The organism is Micromonospora maritima (genome assembly GCF_902825405.1).
Taxonomy (GTDB): Bacteria; Actinomycetota; Actinomycetes; order Mycobacteriales; family Micromonosporaceae; genus Micromonospora; species Micromonospora maritima.
Map to the genome: position 1 here is coordinate 1 of NZ_CADEAU010000055.1, position 18,211 is coordinate 18,211.

18 protein-coding genes and 1 pseudogene are annotated in these 18,211 nt (G+C 73.0%); 13 read left to right on the forward strand and 6 right to left on the reverse strand.

Translation table 11 applies throughout. The features are described from left to right. Window positions 1–1,694, reverse strand: a 1,694-nt coding sequence (locus HUW36_RS08645) for a Wzz/FepE/Etk N-terminal domain-containing protein (protein WP_246247992.1), incomplete at its 3' end; no start/stop codon positions are given. Between the two features lie 289 nt (window positions 1,695–1,983). Here HUW36_RS08645 and HUW36_RS08650 point away from each other — a divergent pair. Beyond that, window positions 1,984–2,811 (forward strand): core-2/I-branching beta-1,6-N-acetylglucosaminyltransferase family protein, encoded by an 828-nt coding sequence (locus HUW36_RS08650; RefSeq protein ID WP_174527647.1) that lies wholly within the window; start codon window positions 1,984–1,986, stop codon window positions 2,809–2,811. Between the two features lie 42 nt (window positions 2,812–2,853). On the opposite strand, the gene HUW36_RS08655 is transcribed toward HUW36_RS08650, so the two are convergent. Beyond that, window positions 2,854–3,837 carry a sulfotransferase family protein gene (locus HUW36_RS08655; protein WP_174527648.1) on the reverse strand — a complete coding sequence of 328 codons (984 nt, stop codon included), beginning with the start codon at window positions 3,835–3,837 and terminating at the stop codon, window positions 2,854–2,856. 235 nt (window positions 3,838–4,072) lie between these two features. Here HUW36_RS08655 and HUW36_RS08660 point away from each other — a divergent pair, with 235 nt between their 5' ends. Genes HUW36_RS08660 through HUW36_RS08675 form a run of 4 tightly spaced genes read left to right on the forward strand, consistent with a single transcriptional unit; the run spans window position 4,073 to window position 6,973 of the window. After that, a complete protein-coding gene (locus HUW36_RS08660) occupies window positions 4,073–4,513 on the forward strand; it encodes a glycosyltransferase family 28 protein (RefSeq protein ID WP_174527649.1) in 441 nt (146 codons plus the stop codon). Window positions 4,514–4,569: 56 nt separating this feature from the next. Continuing rightward, window positions 4,570–5,103, forward strand: coding sequence for a glycosyltransferase (locus tag HUW36_RS08665; protein ID WP_174527661.1), 534 nt, complete (start codon window positions 4,570–4,572; stop codon window positions 5,101–5,103). Next, window positions 5,091–6,062 carry a sulfotransferase gene (locus HUW36_RS08670; RefSeq protein WP_174527650.1) on the forward strand — a complete coding sequence of 324 codons (972 nt, stop codon included), beginning with the start codon at window positions 5,091–5,093 and terminating at the stop codon, window positions 6,060–6,062. The genes HUW36_RS08665 and HUW36_RS08670 overlap by 13 nt, the downstream gene beginning before the upstream one ends. Further along, on the forward strand, window positions 6,059–6,973 hold the full coding sequence (locus HUW36_RS08675) for a glycosyltransferase family 2 protein (protein WP_174527651.1): 915 nt from the start codon (window positions 6,059–6,061) through the stop codon (window positions 6,971–6,973). Before HUW36_RS08670 ends, HUW36_RS08675 begins: the two co-directional genes overlap by 4 nt. Window positions 6,974–6,983: 10 nt before the next feature. On the opposite strand, the gene HUW36_RS08680 is transcribed toward HUW36_RS08675, so the two are convergent. Continuing rightward, complete coding sequence (locus HUW36_RS08680) at window positions 6,984–8,135, reverse strand: glycoside hydrolase family 26 protein (protein ID WP_174527652.1); 1,152 nt, start codon at window positions 8,133–8,135, stop codon at window positions 6,984–6,986. A 97-nt stretch (window positions 8,136–8,232) separates the two neighbouring features. Beyond that, complete coding sequence (locus HUW36_RS08685) at window positions 8,233–9,048, reverse strand: 3'(2'),5'-bisphosphate nucleotidase CysQ (RefSeq protein ID WP_246247996.1); 816 nt, start codon at window positions 9,046–9,048, stop codon at window positions 8,233–8,235. 202 nt (window positions 9,049–9,250) lie between these two features. On the opposite strand from HUW36_RS08685, the gene HUW36_RS08690 reads away from it, so the two are divergent. Then, window positions 9,251–10,345 (forward strand): aminotransferase-like domain-containing protein, encoded by a 1,095-nt coding sequence (locus HUW36_RS08690; RefSeq protein ID WP_174527654.1) that lies wholly within the window; start codon window positions 9,251–9,253, stop codon window positions 10,343–10,345. A 362-nt stretch (window positions 10,346–10,707) separates the two neighbouring features. Next, complete coding sequence (gene corA, locus HUW36_RS08695; RefSeq protein ID WP_174527655.1) at window positions 10,708–11,856, forward strand: magnesium/cobalt transporter CorA; 1,149 nt, start codon at window positions 10,708–10,710, stop codon at window positions 11,854–11,856. 84 nt (window positions 11,857–11,940) lie between these two features. Here corA and HUW36_RS08700 read toward each other — a convergent pair whose 3' ends face one another. Further along, window positions 11,941–12,762 carry a hypothetical protein gene (locus tag HUW36_RS08700; RefSeq protein WP_174527656.1) on the reverse strand — a complete coding sequence of 274 codons (822 nt, stop codon included), beginning with the start codon at window positions 12,760–12,762 and terminating at the stop codon, window positions 11,941–11,943. Between the two features lie 84 nt (window positions 12,763–12,846). Here HUW36_RS08700 and HUW36_RS08705 point away from each other — a divergent pair, with 84 nt between their 5' ends. Both HUW36_RS08705 and HUW36_RS08710 read left to right on the forward strand, forming a co-directional pair. Further along, window positions 12,847–13,377, forward strand: a complete 531-nt coding sequence (locus HUW36_RS08705) for a peptidylprolyl isomerase (RefSeq protein ID WP_174527657.1) — start codon at window positions 12,847–12,849, stop codon at window positions 13,375–13,377. A gap of 25 nt (window positions 13,378–13,402) precedes the next feature. Beyond that, complete coding sequence (locus HUW36_RS08710) at window positions 13,403–14,347, forward strand: rhomboid family intramembrane serine protease (protein ID WP_174527658.1); 945 nt, start codon at window positions 13,403–13,405, stop codon at window positions 14,345–14,347. A 262-nt stretch (window positions 14,348–14,609) separates the two neighbouring features. On the opposite strand, the gene HUW36_RS08715 is transcribed toward HUW36_RS08710, so the two are convergent. Beyond that, window positions 14,610–15,008 (reverse strand): PH domain-containing protein, encoded by a 399-nt coding sequence (locus tag HUW36_RS08715; RefSeq protein ID WP_174527662.1) that lies wholly within the window; start codon window positions 15,006–15,008, stop codon window positions 14,610–14,612. Between the two features lie 136 nt (window positions 15,009–15,144). On the opposite strand from HUW36_RS08715, the gene HUW36_RS08720 reads away from it, so the two are divergent. The 4 genes and pseudogenes from HUW36_RS08720 to HUW36_RS08735 all read left to right on the forward strand — a co-directional run. Then, window positions 15,145–16,317 (forward strand): thiolase family protein, encoded by a 1,173-nt coding sequence (locus HUW36_RS08720; protein ID WP_174527659.1) that lies wholly within the window; start codon window positions 15,145–15,147, stop codon window positions 16,315–16,317. A 106-nt stretch (window positions 16,318–16,423) separates the two neighbouring features. Beyond that, a complete protein-coding gene (locus HUW36_RS08725) occupies window positions 16,424–16,936 on the forward strand; it encodes a hypothetical protein (protein ID WP_174527663.1) in 513 nt (170 codons plus the stop codon). 69 nt (window positions 16,937–17,005) lie between these two features. Next, the gene (locus HUW36_RS08730) at window positions 17,006–17,698 is read left to right on the forward strand and encodes a response regulator transcription factor (protein WP_174527660.1); all 693 of its coding nucleotides are present in this window, start codon (window positions 17,006–17,008) and stop codon (window positions 17,696–17,698) included. After that, window positions 17,691–18,211, forward strand: a pseudogene (locus HUW36_RS08735) (two-component sensor histidine kinase); the annotation flags it as partial. The gene HUW36_RS08730 and the pseudogene HUW36_RS08735, both read left to right, overlap by 8 nt.

The window sequence follows — 18,211 nt, forward strand, 5'->3', positions numbered from 1 at the left end:
GGGGCCGGGGCGGGCTTGCGCGGGCTCGGGGCCGGCTTGCGCGGGGCGGAACCGCCCGACGCCGAGCCGACCGGCCGGGGCAGGATCATGGTGCTGTCGCTGGTCGGCTGGCCACCCGGACGGAAGACGGGCTCCGGGCGCGGTCGGGGCGACGGCCGCCGCTCGTCCCGCTGGTTGTCGGCGGCGGGGGTGCCGCCGGCAGGCTGCCCGCCGGCCTGCTCCGGCAGGCGGGGCGCCATCACGCTGCCCAGCACCGGCGCGTCCACCTGCTCGAACTGCTGGAGCGCGGCGGTGATCTCGCTGCTCCGGGTCCGCCCGCTCTCGATCACGAGGATCACGCCGTCGACGTGCCGGGCGAGGGCCTGCGCCTCGACGGCCTGGGTGGGCCGGGCGGTCTCGATCAGCACGTGGTCGAACCGGTCGGCGAGCTCGTCGAGGATCGCCAGCATGCTGGCGACCGGCAGCTCCACGTCGGTGTCCAGGTCGCCGGGCAGCAGGACGCGCAGCGTGTTCAGCCCGGACGCGGGGGTGAGCGCGGCGAGCGCGCCGACGTCGTGGCGCAGCACGTCGGCGAGGGTGTGCCGCGGCTTCGTCCCGCCGAACATGGCGGTCAGCGGAGAGTCGGGCCGGGTGGTGACGACCGCGACCTGCGCGCCGGTGCGGGCGTACGCGGCGGCCAGGTTGCCGGCGACGAAACCTGCCGCCGGACCGGGCGAGGTGTCGGTGAGCAGCAGTTGGCGACCGCGACCCGGCCGTGGCTCCGGCATGATCGAGAGCAGCACGTTGCGCAACCGGCCGAGTTCACGCGAGACCCGGTGGGTGGGCGGCAGGATGCTGAGCGCCGGCGCGCGCGGCGGCAGCTCCAGCAGCGTCGCCAGGCCGGTGCGGGCGGTCACGTCGCGGCCGCGGCGGACGCGGGTGTCGAGCCGGTCCAGGGCCAGGGCGAGCACGATGCCGAAGAGCAGCCCGGCGCCCATCCCGCTGGCCAGGTTGAGCGTGCGGTTCGGTGAGCTGGGCTTCCGGGGCAGGGCCGCGTCGGAGATGATCTGGCCCGGGTCGGGCGCGTTGTCCTGCAGCGGGCTGAGCCGCTCGTTGAGCCGGGTCAGCTGGTTGGTGTAGACCTGCTTGCTGGCCTCGGCCTGCGCCCGGGCGGCGGAGTTGGCCGGCGCCGCGGCGATCTTGCCGGCGGTCGCGGTCAGCTGCTTGTTGACCTCGGCGATCTGCTGGGTGATCGAGGTGATCTCGTTCTCCACCGCCTTGGTCGCGGTGGCGAGCCGCAGGTCGAGGTACGCCTGCGCGAAGGAGTGCGAGCCGTTCTGCGCGGCCTGCGGCGTGGTGCCCTCGTACGCGATCTGGAGCACCTGGCTGTTCGGCGGCACGGTGACCGACAGCGACCGCACCAGGTCCTCCTTGCTGGTGCTGGTCTTCAGCAGGGCGCGCGCCCGCTCGGCCACCACCAGGGAGCGGACCACCTGCGCCTCGGTGTCGAGGTTGACCTTGGTGCCCGGCACCGCGTCCGGACCCACCTGGCGCACCAGCACCGAGGTGGTGGAGGTGTAGGTGGGTGTCTGCAGTTGGGTGACGAGCAGGCCCGATCCGATGCCGAGCAGGGCGGCGAGCGCGAGGATCCACCACCGGCGGCGAAGCCACTCGAGGTAGGACATCAGCGTGGGCCCGTCCGCGTCGTGCTGCACATCGGGGCGGTGAGGTGAGGGCATCGGAGTGTGTCGCTCCCTTTCGACCGGACCGGCCAGTCAGCCGTGGGACGTCCGCGCCACGGTGAATTCTGAGTCTCCCTGATCGGAGCGGAGAGTGGAAGTCGCCGAGGGTCCGCCACTTCTGCCCGGAGGGTGCCGGGACGATAATGCACTGGTGCGCTTCTGCTATCACATCCAGAGTCACCGTTCGCCCGACCAGCTGACCAGGCTGGTGCATGCGGTGAAGCGGTACAGTCCGGACAGTATCGTGCACATCAGCCATGACGTGAACGGGGCTCCGCTCGACCTCTCCGAGCTGCGCACACTACGCGACGTGACGGTCCAGTACCACGAGGGTGGTTATGGCGACTTCAGTCACGTCGATCGCTACATGGCGGCCGTGGACTGGCTGAACGGTGAGGGTGTTCAGGTCGACTGGCTGGTGAACATCACCGGTCAGGACTACCCGATCCGTCCGCTCGACCAGGCGGAGGCCGAACTGGTCGCCTCCGGCGCCGACGGGTTCATGGAGTACTGGGACGCGTTCGGCCCGGAGAGCCACTGGCCGCAACGTCGGGTCCGGTCCCGCTACCACTTCCAGCACCGCCGGCTGCGCGGGCTCAGCCCGCGGGCCAAGAAGCTGCTCCGGCCGGTGCAGGCGGTCAACCGGATCCAGCCGCTGATGCGGGTGCACGTGTCGTACGGGCTGGTGGTGGGCCGGCGGGCCCGCACTCCGTTCGGGCCCGACCTGCGGCTGCACGGCGGATCGGCGTTCTCGTCGCTGACCTGGCCGGTGGTGGCCTACCTGCGGGAGTACTTCGACCGGCGGCCGGACGTGGTCGACTACTTCCGACACTGCCTCTCCCCGGTGGAGGCGGTCTTCCAGACCATCGTGTGCAGCGCGGACCGGTTCAACCTGGTGCCCGACTGCAAGCGCTACTTCGACTTCCGGAACAGCACGTTCAACCACCCGAAGTCGCTCACCGCCGACGATCTGCCCCGGGCGCTGGCCAGCGGCGCCCACTTCGCCCGCAAGTTCGACTACGAGCGCAACCCGGAACTGCTCGACGTCCTCGACGCCCACCTGGCCGCGGCGGCGACCCCGAGGGCCTGACCGACTCCGGCGGGCCGGTGACCGGCCCGCCGGACCGGCCGCTCAGCGGTAGTCGTACCGCCGACGCAACGGCCAGGTCATCGCGCCGACCATCCGGCGGCGGCCGGGCGCGTACTCCCGACGCCACTTCTCGTCCAGGCTGAGCGCGATCGGCCCGGAGCGCATCCGGATCCGTCCGCCTGCGACCGCGTGCGACCCGGCCTGCTCGAACTCGGTGCCGTGCAGGAACGACAGCGGGTCGACCTGCCCGGTCACGTCGGCCGTGAGCGCGGCGATCCGGCCCAGCTCAGCCCGGGGGTCGCGGACCAGGTCCTCGTACCGGACGACCACCCGCGGGACGCCGGACCGGGCGAGCGACGAGATCATCGCGTTGACGGTGACCCAGCGCCGGGCGGTCAGCCGGGCCGAGCGCTGGTTCATCCGGCCCTTGGTGGAGGTGCCCTCGGGCAGCTCGACGAGCTGGCTCCAGGAGTAGGCCACCCCACGCGGGTCGCGGAGGATGTGCACCAGCCGCAGGTCGATCTCCGGCGCACGGGCCAGGATGTACGCCAGCGAGGGGCGTTTGGTCGAGTCGACCACCACCTTGGCGCCGGACACGTCGGCGATCGCCCGGTAGAGCTTGGTGATCAGGGCGGTGTAGCGCTCCAGGTCCTGCCGGAAGCCCGGCACGACCCGGGCCCCCTTGATCATCGGCACCTTGCCGGTGGCGTCGACCCGACGTTGCAGGGCGCGTACCTCCTGCACGTCGATGTTCGCCCAGCCGCCGTACGCGCGCCGGCCGACCTCACCCCAGAACGGGCACTCGTCGAAGTGCTCCCCGCAGGCGCAGCGGAAGTTCCGTTCCACCCCGGACTGCCAGAGGTAGAACAGCTCGCCGACGTCGCAGTGGTCGACGAACTGGCCGAGCATCAGGTCGAGCAGGGTGGAACCGCTGCGCGGCATCCCGCAGACGTAGAGCACCGTCACCCGGTCGGTGCCGGACGGAGCGCCCGCCCCGGAACCGTCCGCTGGCTGCTGGGCCGTCATCGATCGCTTCTCCTCGTCCCCGGTGGATGTCAAGCGGCAGTGTAGGCGCGATCGGAGGAGCCGGGGATTGGCGGAATGCGTGAAGGAATCCGGCCGGCAGGACGTGAATCGTGACTCCCACTTCTGTTCCGCGTGCGGTGCCGTTAGATTGTTCCGGCGCTCAGCTGACCGTCCCACGGAAGTGGCACGGGTGTGTGGTGGGGAGGCGGTTGGAGACGTGGAGCCCGGTGAAGTCATGCTCGTGGGTTCCAGTGGCGGGCACCTTGCCCAGCTGCTGGCGCTCGCACCCTGGTACCGCAACCGCGCGCGTTCCTGGGTGACCTTCGACACCCCGGACGCGCGTTCGCTGCTCGACGGGGAGCAGGTCGTGTGGGCCTACCACCCGACCACCCGCAACGTGAAGAACCTGGCCCGGAACATGCTGCTCGCGGTCCGGACGCTCAAGCGCCGCAACGTCGACGCGGTGGTCACCACCGGCGCCGGTGTCGCGCTGCCGTTCGTCGTGATGGCGCGACTGCGCGGGATCCCCACCGTCTACATCGAGGTGTACGACCGGATCGACAGCCCCACGCTCACCGCCCGGCTCTGCCGCCCGTTCCTCTCGGCGATGCTGGTGCAGTGGGAGGAGCAACGCCGCTTCTACCCCGACGGCACCGTGGTGGGGAATCTGCTGTGACCTCCTTCATCCCCCGGCAGCGGCAGACCGAACCGGAGCCGGACACCGTGCTGGTCATGGTCGGCACCGACGTGCACAAGTTCGACCGGCTGGTCGGCTGGCTGGAGCGCTGGTGGACCGCCCGCGCCGACGGTCCGCGACAGGTCCGGCTGGTCCTCCAGTACGGCAGCAGCACCCCGCCGAACCTGCCGGACGCGGTGCCGTTCCTGGCCCACGACGAGTTGCAGCGGGCGATCGCCGAGGCCGACGTGGTGGTCTGCCACGGCGGGCCGGCCACCATCACCGAGGCCCGGCGCAACGGCCACCTGCCGATCGTGGTCCCGCGCGACCCCGCCCACCACGAGCACGTCGACAACCACCAGCAGCTCTTCTCCCGCCGGCTCGGCTCCGCCGGCATGGTGCGGCTGGTCGAGACCGAGGCCGACCTGGTCGATGCGCTCGACAAGGCGCTCGTCGACCCGTCGACCTTCCGGCTGGACGCCGACCCGGACCGCCCCGACCCCCGCGCCGCCGCGGCGGCGCGGGTCGGCCAGATCGTCGAGGACCTGGTACGCCAGCGTGCGTCGGGACGACGCCGGTGGTGGCGGTGACCGCGCCGGTCCGTGTGCTCTTCGTCGGCGGCCTCGGACGCAGCGGCTCCACCCTGCTGGAGCTGATCCTCGCCCAGCACCCCGACGTCTGTGCCGTGGGCGAGGTGGTGCACCTCTGGGAGCGGGCCCTCGGTGGCGACGAACGCTGCGGCTGTGGCGAGCGCTTCACGGTCTGCGGCTTCTGGCAGCAGGTCGGCGACCACGCGTTCGGCGGCTGGCACGCGGTCGACCGGGACGAGGTGCTGGCGCTCAAGGCCGAGGTCGACCGGACCCGGCACATCCCCCAGCTGGCCCGGGGTGACCTGCCGGCCGAGCAGTTGGCCGCCGTGCGTCGGTACGCCGACCTCTACACCCGCATCTACCGGGCGGCGACCGAGGTCACCGGTGCCGAGGTGGTGGTGGACTCCAGCAAGCACGCCTCGACGGCGTTCGCCCTGCGGTGGGCGCCGGATCTCGACCTGCGGGTGGTGCACCTGGTCCGGGACAGCCGGGCGGTCGCCTACTCCTGGGCCAAGCAGGTCCGCCGGCCCGAGGTGGTGGACGGCGAGGCCTTCATGCCGACCTTCTCCCCGTTCACGGTGAGCAGCCTGTGGACCGCGCAGAACGCCGCGTTCCACCTGCTCGCCCAGCGGGCGCCGGTGGTCCGGCTGCGCTACGAGGACTTCACCGCCGACCCGCGCGGCACCGTCACCCGGGTACGCCGGTTCGCCGGCCTGACCGACACCCCGGACGCGCTGCGGGTCCTCGACGAGCCGCCGATGCCGCTGGTCCGGGCGCACAGCATCGCCGGCAACCCGCTGCGGTTCAGCGCGGGTCCGCTGAAGGTGCGACCGGACAACGCCTGGCGGGAGAACCTGCCGACGCGCAGCCGGGCCGTGGTCAGCGCCGCGACGCTGCCCCTGCGCCTGCGCTACGGATACCTCGGCGGTGGCCGAACCAACAGCACGGAGGCGTCGTGACCGGGAGCAACCCACCGCAGGTGACCGCCGTGGTCCCGACCCGGGACCGGCCGGTGCTGCTACGCGCCGCCCTCGACGCGATCCTGGGCCAGGACTACCCGGGCGGGATCGACGTGGTGGTCGTCTACGACCAGTCCGAGCCCGACCTCACCCTGGCCGAGGACCCCCGGATCCGGGTGATCACGAACAGCCGTACCCCCGGCCTCGCGGGTGCCCGCAACACCGGCATCCTGGCCGCGCGGGGTGAGCTGGTGGCGTTCTGCGACGACGACGACGAGTGGCTGCCGGGCAAGCTGGCCGCCCAGGTCGCCGCGTTGGAGTCGACGGCGGACGGTGCGTTCGTCAGCTGCGGCATCCGGGTCGACTACGACGGTCGCCAGGTCGACCGCTCGCTGACGATGGACCGGGTGCCGCTGGCGTCGCTGCTGCGGGACCGGCACACCGAGCTGCACCCGTCCACGTTCCTGATCCGGCGGGACGCGCTCGTCGACGCGATCGGGCTGGTCGACGAGGAGATCCCGGGCAGCTACGCGGAGGACTACGAGTTCCTGCTCCGGGCCGCCCGGCACGCGCCGCTGGTCAACCTGACCGAGCCGTACGTGACGGTGCGCTGGCACAAGCGGTCGTACTTCGCCCAGCGGTGGGAGACCATCTCCACCGCGTTGCAGTGGCTGCTGGAGCGCTACCCCGAGTTCGCCACGGTGCCGGCGGGCGAGGCCCGGGTCGCCGGGCAGATCGCCTTCGCCCAGGCCGCGATGGGCAACCGCCGGGAGGCCGTCCGCTGGGCCCGCCGCACGCTGGCCGGCAACCCGAAGGAGGCCCGCGCCTACCTGGCGCTCGCCGTGGCCAGCAAGGCCGTGGACCCCGACCGCGTCCTGCGTACGCTGCACAAGCGCGGCCGGGGCATCTGACCGGAACTGCTCAGGCGGACGCCGAGCACCAGGCGCGCCAGGCGTCCTTGCTCGGCTGGTCGGTGAGCCGGAAGTCTCCGCCGGACACCTGGTAGTCGTAGTACGCCACCCAGAGCGGGCGCTGCCCGTTCAGGTAGGTGCTCATCGACCGGATCCAGGCGGCGCGTCCGGTGCCGCTGTCCCCGGCGATCCGCACGCTGCCGGTCTCGGCGAGCCCCCAGGGCTTGCCGAGCTCCTTCGACTTGCTGATCATCGGCCCGAAGACCTTGGCCGGCTCGGTGTAGCGGTTGTACTTGCCGCCGCTGTTGTAGCAGTCCCAACCGAGCACGTCGACGACGTCGCCGCCCGGGTAGTAGTCGGTGAAGCTGCGCCGGGAGTTCGGGTTCAGCGTCCAGCACATCAGGATCAGCGTCGCCCGCAGCCGCGGGTTCTGGGCCCGGTCGGCGAGGCCGGCCACCCGGCGCCAGGCGGCCCGGAACTGGGCGGTGGTGTAGTTGCCGCTCTCGACGTCGTTCTCCGGCTCGTGGAAGTACGACCAGTAGACGTCGTGGTCGCGCGGGATCGAGGCGAACCACTGCGTCAGCCGGGCGTCGTGCTTGCCGGCCGCGACCTCCGCCGGCGGGGCCTTGAAGGAGACCACCACGGTCCGGTTGACCACGTCGGCGCGGCTGCCCGACCAGGCGGGCGGCAGACCCGGGTAGAACACCCGGACCATCCGCAGCGGTCCGTAGGTGCGGTCGGAACGGGCCACCCCGGCGCTGAAGCTCTCGCCGCCGACCAGGTGGATGCTCGCTCCGGGCAGGGTGGCCCGGGGCGCCGGGAACGGCTGGAAGCCGGGCTTCGCCGACGGGGACTGGCCGGGCGAGAGGCTCGGGTTGGCGCCGAGCCCGGCGACCCCGCCGGTCGGCCGGGCGGAGAGGGAGGCCGCCGCGCTGGGCGTGGACGCGACGCTTCCCGGCCCGTTCGCCTCCGGGGCCGGCTGCCGCGCGGGTTCCCGCTCCTGGGTGACGGCGACGGCGACGGTCGTGCTGAGCAGGACGACGGTCGCGGTGACGGCGACCAGCCAGCCGCGCCGGTAGAGGCGGCGGGGCCGCCGCCCCGGAGGCGGGGGTGGGGCCGGATGGGCATCGCGGACAGGGGCGATCGACGGTCCGAGTCCCATGATCCTCCTCCGGATCGGCGTGTCGGCTGTCTCCCGGCTCAGCGCCGGCTTCACCTCGTAGTGCAACGAGCGAGGCGGCGGGCCGGTGCGGTGACCGTCACAGCAGCCGGTCGATGGCCTTCAGCAGCTGCTCGGCGTGCTCCGGCCGGCAGACGAGCAGGTCGGGCAGGCGGGGGTTGGCGGCGTTGTAGCGCAGCGGCGACCCGTCGATCCGGGACGCGTGCATCCCGGCACCGAGCGCCACCGCCACCGGGGCGGCGGAGTCCCACTCGTACTGACCGCCGGCGTGCACGTACGCGTCGGCCTGGCCGGTCACCACCGCGCAGACCTTGACGCCGGCGGAGCCCATCGGCACCGCCTCCGCGCCGAGGTCCTCGATGAGCTGGGGGACGAACGCGGGCGGCCGGCTGCGGCTGACCGCGATCCGCAGCGGACCGTCGACGGCGGCGGGCGTGGGCTCGCCCGTGCCCAGGATCAGCGGGGTGCCGTCCGGGCCGGTCCGCGCCGGCATGCCGACGGCGCCGGCGGTCAGGCCGCCGTCCGGGCCGGCCGAGCGTTCCCAGAGAGCCACGTGGACGGCCCAGTCGGTGCGCCCCTCCTCGGAGAACTCCCGGGTGCCGTCCAGCGGGTCGATGATCCACACCCGGTCGGCGTCGAGGCGGGCCGCCCGGTCGCCGGTGGAGAAGTCCTGTCGGGAGTCCGCCTGCTCCTCCGAGAGCACCGCGTCGGCCGGCCGGTAGCGGGTCAACGCGGCCAGCATCAGCTCGTGCGAGGCCTGGTCGCCGGCGTCCTTGAGCGCCCGCGGGTCGGCGAAGCCCTGGCCGGCGCGCAGCGCGGTCAGCGCCTCGCCGGCGCGGCCGGCCAGCCACCGCGCGAAGGCCTGATCGTCGAGCCGGTCGATGTCGTCGGACACCTTGCCATCCACCACCTTGTCTGATGTCGACGGGCGGCCGGCGGGTGCCCGCCGCCCGGACCGCACCATCTTGGCCGGTCGGGCGAGTGGACAACAAGTACGGGGGCCGAAACGGTACGGCCGGCCCACCGAGTTCTGCCCGCATGTTGAACTTCGCGTGTATGCCGGTCGGGCCGCCTGATGCAGGCCCTAGGCTCTGCGCATGACCGCCGAGCAGCTGATCTCCTTCGCCCGTGGGGCTCCTTCGCTGGACATCGTCGATGTCGAGGGGCTCAAGGCCGCCGCCGTCCGCGCCTTCGACGCCGACCCCGCCGGGGTCACGGCGTACGGCACCTCCGTCGGTTACCCGCCCCTCCGCCGCTGGATCGCCGAGAAGCACGGTGTCGAGGCGGACCAGGTGCTGGTCACGAACGGCTCGCTGCAGGCCGACGCGTTCCTCTTCGACCACCTGGTGCGGCGCGGCGACGCGGTGGTGGTCGAGCGCCCCACGTACGACCGCACGCTGCTCAACCTCCAGCAGATGGGCGGCGAGGTGCACGGCGTGACCATCCAGCCGGACGGCCTGGACACCGCCGAGCTGCGCAAGCTCCTGGAGTCCGGGGTCCGGCCGAAGCTGGCCCACGTGATCCCGAACTACCAGAACCCGGCCGGCGTGACGCTCTCCCTGGAGAAGCGCCGTGAGCTGCTCGACCTCGCCGCCGAGTACGAGTTCACGATCTTCGAGGACGACCCGTACGCGGACATCCGCTTCCGGGGCGAGCCGCTGCCCTCGATGCTGTCGATGGACAGCCGCGGCGTGGTGGTGCACGCGTCCAGCTTCACCAAGACGGTCTGCCCCGGCGTCCGGGTCGGCTACCTGGTCGGCCCGGCGGAGCTGATCGCGGCGATCGCCAAGCGGGCCACCAACCTCTACATCTCGCCGGGCATGGTGGCCCAGGCGATCGTGCACCAGTTCTGCGTCTCCGGGTCGATCGAGCAGTCGATCCGGACGGTCCGCACGGCGCTCGGCGAGCGCGCCACGGTGCTGGCCGAGTCGCTGCGCCGGCACATCCCGGAGGCCCGGTTCGTCGAGCCGGACGGTGGCTACTTCCTCTGGGTCGAGCTGCCGGAGGACGTCGAGGTCGACCGGCTGGCGCCGGCCGCCGCCGAGCGCGGCGTCGCGGTGGTGAAGGGCAGCGACTTCATGGTCGACGGCGGCCGGCACGCGCTGCGGTTGGCGTACTCCGCCGTGACGGCGGACCGGATCGACGAGGGTGTTCGGCGGCTCGCTGAGGCGATGGCGGCGGTTCGCGGCTAGTTTTCTGTCGGGTTTTTGACAGAACGGCCCTGCCGGCCGGCTCGGCTCTCCCGCTGGGCCGGCCGGCGGCCCACAATGCTGCGAGCGCCGCTCACCTTTTCCTGGTGACCGGCCCGCACTCCCGGGCGCCAACCGGCCGCCCCGGGCCCGGGCCGACGGCGCGCCCAGGCATCACTCCCGCCCCCAAGGGGTGCCGGGTGGGCCGTGTCGCCCCTCACCCCCCTGACGCGGCCCGGCCCGCCCGGCGCCACACCGCGTGACCCCCGTCGCAGCCGCGTGCCCGCGCCCGCGTCCGCCCGTGTAGCGCCCGCTCCCGGTCGGCGTAACCTGCAAGCCGCAGCTTCGAGGAGAGGGGGCGAGAGATGACGGACCGGGTGGCACGCGACCGCACCGCCGGGGAGGACGGCGGCCGGGCAGTCCGGCCACGCGCCTGGGCCGCCCCGGTGCGCGCGATGTCCCGCATCCTCAACGCCGACGGCTCCCCGCGTACGCCCCAGCCGGCCGGTCCCGGCCGCAGCGGCATCGTCGACTGCGGGCTCTACGTCGACGGCGAGCGTCGGCCGGGCCGCCCGCAGTACGCCGAGGCCCTGGCCGCGGCCCGCCGGGAGCGGGACGGCTTCGTCTGGCTCGGCCTGCACGAGCCGGACCTGACCGAGATGACCGAGATCGCCGCCACCTTCGGGCTGCACGAGCTGGCCGTGGAGGACGCGGTCAAGGCCGAGCAGCGCCCCAAGCTGGAGCACTTCGGGGAGATCGTCTTCCTGGTGCTGCGCACCGCCCGCTACTGCGAGCACACCGAGCTGACCGAGAACTCCGAGGTGGTGGAGACCGGTCAGGTGATGCTCTTCATCGGGCCGAACTTCGTGATCAGCGTCCGGCACGGCGACGCCTGCCGGCTCTCGCCGGTCCGGGCCGACCTGGAGGCCAAGCGGGACCTGCTCCGGCAGGGGCCGTGGGCGGTCGCGTACGCGATCACCGACCGGGTGGTCGACCTCTACCTGGAGGTCGCCGACCGGCTGGAGGACGACCTCGACGTGCTGGAGGCGGACGTCTTCGACCGCCAGAGCAGCGGCCGGATCCAGCGGATCTACCAGATGAAGCGGGAGCTGGTCGAGTTCAAGCGTGCGGTGGTGCCGTTGCAGCGCCCGCTGCTCACGCTCACCTCCCAGGTCAACCGCGCCGTCCCGCAGGAGGTACGCCGCTACTTCCGGGACGTGCAGGACCACCTCAGCCGCACGGTCGAGCAGGTGAACTCCTACGACGACCTGCTCAACTCGATCCTCCAGGCCCGGCTGGCGCAGGTCACCGTCGACCAGAACAACGACATGCGCAAGATCGCCGCCTGGGCCGCGATCGGTGCGGTGTGGACGGCGATCGCCGGCATCTACGGCATGAACTTCGACAACATGCCCGAGTTGAAGTGGACGTACGGCTATCCGGGCATCTGGGCCGTCAACCTGGCCCTGTCGTTCGTCCTCTACCGCTGGTTCCGCCGCAACGGCTGGCTCTGAGGGCGGCGGGCGGTCCGGACGCGGAGGCGCCGGCCACGCGGGACGTGCCCACGTGCCGGCGCTGCTCCGACGGCCGGTTCCGGCTCAGCGGCGACCGCTGGCCTTGGCGGCGCTCCGACCGTTCTGCGTGGCCTTGGTGATGTCGTCGGCCGGACGGCCGCTGACGTCCCGAGCGCCCTCGGCCACCGAGGGGACCTTGCTGTTCGGGTGGATCACCGGGTCACCGGCGGGGGCGGTGGTCGACGAGCTGCTGCCGTTGGCCACGGCGGAGCTGCCGGCGCCGGTCGGGCCGGCCTGGGTCACCTTCGCGCTCGCGTCCGGGGTCTCCACCACGATCGTGTCCACGCCCTCGCGCATCGGCTCCAGCTTGTCCTGGCCGGTCGTGCCGAGCGTGCCGGTCGGGTCGTACTCGGCCCACTCCTGCTGCTCGCGGCGGCGGCGCATGGCCATCGCCCCGGCCAGGCCGGCCACCGTGCCGGCGATCAGCAGGCCGGTGGTCATGCCCCGCGACCTGCGCTGCTTCTTCTTGCCCACCTTCATGTTCTTCGCCTTCTTCGTCATCGCGGACTGCTTCGCCGCCACGGCCCGGCGACCGGTCGACGCCTTGCCGGCGGCCTCGGCCCGCGCGTTGCGCACGGCCAGGACCACCGGGGCGAGAGCGGCGACGCTCGACGCGACCCCGCTCGATGCCCGATCCCGGACCAGGACGGCGGTGGGTGCGACGGCGACCCGGGCTGCCTGGACCCGCGGACCGACAGTGGCCCCGGCACCCTTCGCCGCGTGCGTGGCGGCCTGCCGCAGGTGACCGATGCCCTGGTTCAGCTCGGCCTTCGCGAGCTGGCCCTGGGTCTTTCGCCGCCCGATTCCAAACACGGTCCCACCTCCTGGGAGTTGTTCCTTCGTCATCCTCCACCTTCGGATGCCTCCGCATGGCCAGATCGGGCACATGGGAGGATCCGCAAGGAACTGACCAACGAGTGAGGAGTACCCGTGGCCGAGGCTGTCTACGCCACCTTGCACACCAACGCCGGCCCGATCCGGCTGGAGCTCTTCCCGAACCACGCGCCGAAGACCGTCCGCAACTTCGTGGAGCTGGCCGAGGGCACCCGGGAGTACACCGACCCGCGGACCGGTCAGCCGGGCAGCGGGCCCTACTACGACGGCACCGTCTCGCACCGCGTGATCAGCGGCTTCATGGTCCAGATGGGCGACCCGACCGGCACCGGGCGCGGCGGCCCGGGCTACACGTTCGCCGACGAGTTCCACCCGGAGCTGCGCTTCGACCGGCCGTACCTGTTGGCCATGGCGAACGCCGGTCCGGGCACCAACGGCTCGCAGTTCTTCATCACCGTGGGCCCGACCCCGCACCTCAACAACCGGCACACCATCTTCGGTCAGGTGGCCGACGAGCAGTCCGCGAAGGTGGTCGACTCGATCGCCAACACCCCGACCGGGCCGAGCGACCGGCCGCTGCAGGACGTGGTGATCGAGCGGGTCGAGATCGAGCGGCAGCCGTCCTGAGCGTCACGCGGGTACCTTTGCTCGCATGACTGAGCGCTCCGGGCAGGCAGGTGACGCCACCGAGGGGCCGGTGCCGACCACTCCGGTCTGCTACCGGCATCCCGATCGGGAGACGTACATCCGGTGCACCCGCTGTGACCGGCCGATCTGCCCGGAGTGCATGCGGGACGCCTCCGTGGGCCACCAGTGCCCGGAGTGCGTCGCCGAGGGACGCCGCACCGTGCGGCCGGCGCGCACCGCCTTCGGAGGCGGTGCCGCCGGCCGCGAGGGGTACGTCACCAAGGCCCTGATCGCGCTGAACGTGCTGGTCATGCTGATCTCCATCGCCTCCGACCGGGGCGGTGACGCGGCCGCGGGCGGTTCCGGCTTCGGTGGCCTGATGGGTGGCTCGACGCCGCTGACCAACTGGGGCGCCGTGCTCGGCCAGGCGATGTTCCCCGACGGCACGGTCGGCGGGGTGGCCGAGGGCCAGTGGTACCGCCTGGTCACCGCGATGTTCCTGCACTACGGCCTGGTGCACCTGCTGCTCAACATGTGGGCGCTCTGGGTGCTCGGCCGGACCCTGGAGGCGGTGCTCGGGCCGCTGCGCTTCCTGGCGCTCTACCTGATCGCCGGGCTCGGCGGCAACGTGGCGGTCTATCTCTTCAGCGCCCCGAACCAGCCCGCCGTCGGCGCGTCGACGGCCATCTTCGGCCTGTTCGCCGCCATCTTCGTCATCATGCGCCGGCTGGGCCGGGACACCTCGGCGATCGTGCCGATCCTGGTGATCAACCTGATCTTCACCTTCACCGTGCCGGGCATCTCCGTGGCCGGGCACCTCGGTGGGCTGGTGGTCGGCGCGGTGATGGCCCTGATCCTGGCGTACGCCCCGCGGATGCGACGGACCGTCTTCCAGGCGGCGGGCGGCGCGATCCTGCTGGTCGCCCTGATCGGCCTGGCCGTCGTCCGCACCGCCACGCTGCTCGGCTGACCCGTCGCGCCTGCCCGCGGGCAGGTCGTCTTCGAGGCCGTGATGCGGCCCTTCGGGTGTGGCCCTTCGGGCGTGTCGTGTCTCGGGCGGCAGTGGACCAGAGAGCGATATACCGCTCAGTCATAAATATGACCAGGCGGTATATCGCTTTTCAGCGATGGTCCGTCCCTGGACGCTCCCGCTCCGGCGGCTGCCACCACCCTTCCGTCGCCCGGCCCGGCCCGGCTTGCCCCGGCCCGGCCTGCATCGATCGGTGTGCGGCTCAGCGCGCGGCGGCGCGGGCGGCGGTGAGCGCGGCGGCCACCTCGTCCAGCGGCGCGTCCAGGTCGCGCCGGCCGTACAGGTGCAGCGACTCCCCGGCGTCGATCTCCAGCGTCTCGGCGGTGAGCCCGCGGCGGCTGCGCCGGTCCAGCCGGATCGCCTCCACGGTCGCCCAGGGCAGCCGGCGACGCCCGGCGAACCCCCGGATCACGGTGATCCCCTCCTGGTCCACGGCGAGCCGGACCGGCGCGACGACGTCGCGCAGCGCCCAGGCGAGCAGCCCGGCGGCGGCCAGGCCGGCGAGCGCCGGGCGGACCGGGTCCCCGGCGGCGAGCAGCAGGCCCAGGGCCAGCAGGAGCAGCGCGCCGAGCGCCTTGACCACGGGCGACGCGCGTGGCACCCGCCACTGCCGGGCCGGTGACGACTGTGGATCCACCCACCCAGCATGCCAGCCGTCGGCGTCCGCGAAGCGGGGGAGGACGACCGGTCGGGTCAGCACGTAGGATCGGGGCAAGCGAGGTTACCGGGGAGTAGACATGAGTGACGCGGTCATCGTCGGTGCGGTGCGGACCCCGGTCGGGCGGCGCAAGGGCAGCCTCGCCGGTGTGCACCCGGTCGACCTGTCGGCGCACGTGCTGCGCGCGCTCGCCGAGCGCACCGGCATCGACCCCGGCCAGGTCGACGACGTGGTGTGGGGCTGCGTGTCGCAGGTGGGTGAGCAGTCCTGGAACGTGGCGCGCAACGCGGTGCTGGCCGCCGGTTGGCCGGAGTCGGTCCCCGGCACCACGCTCGACCGGCAGTGCGGCTCCAGCCAGCAGGCGCTGCACTTCGCCGCCGCCACCGTCCTGTCCGGCCAGGCGGACCTGGTCGTCGCCGGTGGGGTCGAGTCGATGACCCGGGTGCCGATGGGCTCCAGCGTCGCCGGCGGGATGCCGTTCAGCCCGGCGATCCTGGAGCGCTACCGCGGGGTCGAGGGGGTCGCCGAGGACTCGCCGCTGCCGTTCAACCAGGGCGTCGGCGCTGAGCTGATCGCGCAGCGGTGGCGGTTCTCGCGTACCCAGTTGGACGAGTTCGCGCTGGCCAGCCACGAGAAGGCGGCCGCCGCGCAGGACGCCGGCGCGTTCGACCCGGAGCTGGCGCCGGTGGCGCTCGCCGACGGCGGCAAGTTCGCCGCCGACGAGGGCATCCGCCGCGACACGTCGCTGGCCAAGCTCGGCGAGCTGGCCACCCCGTTCCGCCCCGACGGCGTGGTCACCGCCGGGTCCGCGTCGCAGATCTCCGACGGCGCCGCCGCGCTCGCGGTGACCACCAGCGAGTGGGCCAGCCGGCACGGCCTGCGTCCGCTCGCCCGGGTGCACACCGCCGTGGTCGCCGCCGACGACCCGGTCGCCATGCTCACCGCGCCCATCCCGGCCACCGCGAAGGCGCTGCGCCGCGCGGGGCTGGGCATCGAGGAGATCGGGGTGTACGAGGTGAACGAGGCGTTCGCCCCGGTGCCGCTGGCCTGGCTGGCCGAGACGGAGGCCGACCCGGAGCGGCTCAACCCCCGGGGCGGGGCGATCGCGCTCGGCCACCCGCTCGGCGGGTCCGGTGCGCGGATCATGACGACGATGCTCCAGCACATGCGGGACAACGGCATCCGCTACGGCCTGCAGACCATGTGCGAGGGCGGCGGCATGGCCAACGCCACGGTCGTCGAGCTCCTCTGAGCCGGAGCGGACGACGTCGCACCCCGGGTGCGATTTGCACGGGTGGAACTTCCAAAATTTCGGCGTGACCCATATCACCCCTGGTCAACGGCTCGTTGCACCGGGCATGGACGTGTTCTCGCGAACGTTCCTTCCGGCCGCCGCCGAGACCGGTCTGGCCACCCAGACCGTCACCCGCCACATGCCGGTGTTCCGCCGGTGCGTCGGCTCCGGTGACGCCACCATCCTGGTCACCCGGTGCAGCCGCCCGGACCATCCGGTCGGCGGCGAGTACCTGATGCTCCTCACCCACCGTCGGCTGGTGGTCACCCGGCAGACCCGGGTGCTGCACCGGCTCCGTCTCCACCTCAACACCGAGCTGCGGGAGCTGAGCAACGTCACCTGGAGCCCCGACCCGCGGGCGCACAGCCTGGAGCTGGCGGCCACCGCGATCGACGGCGTCCGGGAGCGGTTCCTCATCCGCACCCACCACCCGAAGCAGGTGTGGCAGCTCGACGCGCTGCTCAACCACGCCTTCCGTACCCGGCTGCGGACGCCCGCGGAACGGCTCGTCGCCACCATCGGTGACTCCCCGGCCGCCGCTCGGCCCGCCGGTCTCCAGCCGGCGCCGGCACGCTGACGTTCTTCTTACCTGACCCGAACGTTCCCCTGACCTTCCCGGGGACCAGCGAGCGGTCATCATGGGCTGGTGACCGTCGATGCCGCGCAACGCGGGCTCGTCCTCGTCGTGGAGGACGAGCCCGCCATCGCCGACCTGGTTCGGCTCTACCTGACCCGGGACGGCTTCGGCGTACACCTGGAACGGGACGGCGAGGCCGGGCTCGCCGCCGCGCGGCGCCTGCGCCCGGTGGCCTGCGTGCTCGACATCGCGCTGCCCGGCCTGGCCGGCACCGAGATCTGCCGGCGGCTGCGGGCGGCGGGTGACTGGACGCCCGTCATCTTCCTCACCGCCCGCGACGACGAGGTGGACCGGGTGGTCGGGCTGGAGTTGGGCGCGGACGACTACGTCACCAAGCCGTTCAGCCCGCGCGAACTGGTCGCCCGGGTCCGTGCGGTGCTGCGCCGCACGTCGGGCACGCCGGCCACCGCCGAGCGACCACGCGTGCTCGGCGCGGTCGTCCTCGACCCGGCCCGCCGCACGGTCACCGCCGGTGGTACGCCGGTGCAGCTCACCTCCACCGAGTTCGACCTGCTCGCCCACCTGATGTCCCGCCCCGGCCGGGTCTTCACCCGGGAGGAACTGCTGGCCGGCGTCTGGGGGTACGCGGCGCACGCCGGCACCCGCACCGTCGACGTGCACGTGGCGCAGGTCCGGGCGAAGCTCGGCCCGGACAGCGTGATCCGCACCCACCGTGGCGTCGGGTACGCGGCCGATGCCTGACCACCCCACCGTCGCGCTGCCGCTCGTCGGCCCGCCGACGCCACCCGTCCGCCGCCGCAGCGCGCACACGCTCACCGCCCGCGCGGTGCTCGTCACCTGCGCGGTCGCGCTGGTGTCGGTGCTGGTCACCGCGCTTGTCGCGGTCCCCCTGGCGGTACGCGGCGCCGAGCGCCGGGACCAGGAGGCGCTGGCCGCGCAGGCCCGGCTCGCCGCCGAGGTGCTCCGCGTCCGGGCGGTACGTCAGCGCGACAGCGCCGGGGACCGGCTCATCCGGCAGCTCCGCCAGCAGCAGATCGAGGTGTACGTGATCCGGGGCGGCCGGGTCGACCGCCCCGGCCTGCCCGCGCCGCTGGTCACCCGGGTCTCCGCCGGCAAGAACGTCTCCGGCCGGCGGCTGGTCGACGGGGAACGCCGGCTGGTCGAGGCGCGGGCGCTGCCGGGTGGTGACGGCGTGGTGCTGACCCGGGCCGTCACCGCCGGCCCGTGGCGGCAGGTGCTCCGCGGCCTCTGGCT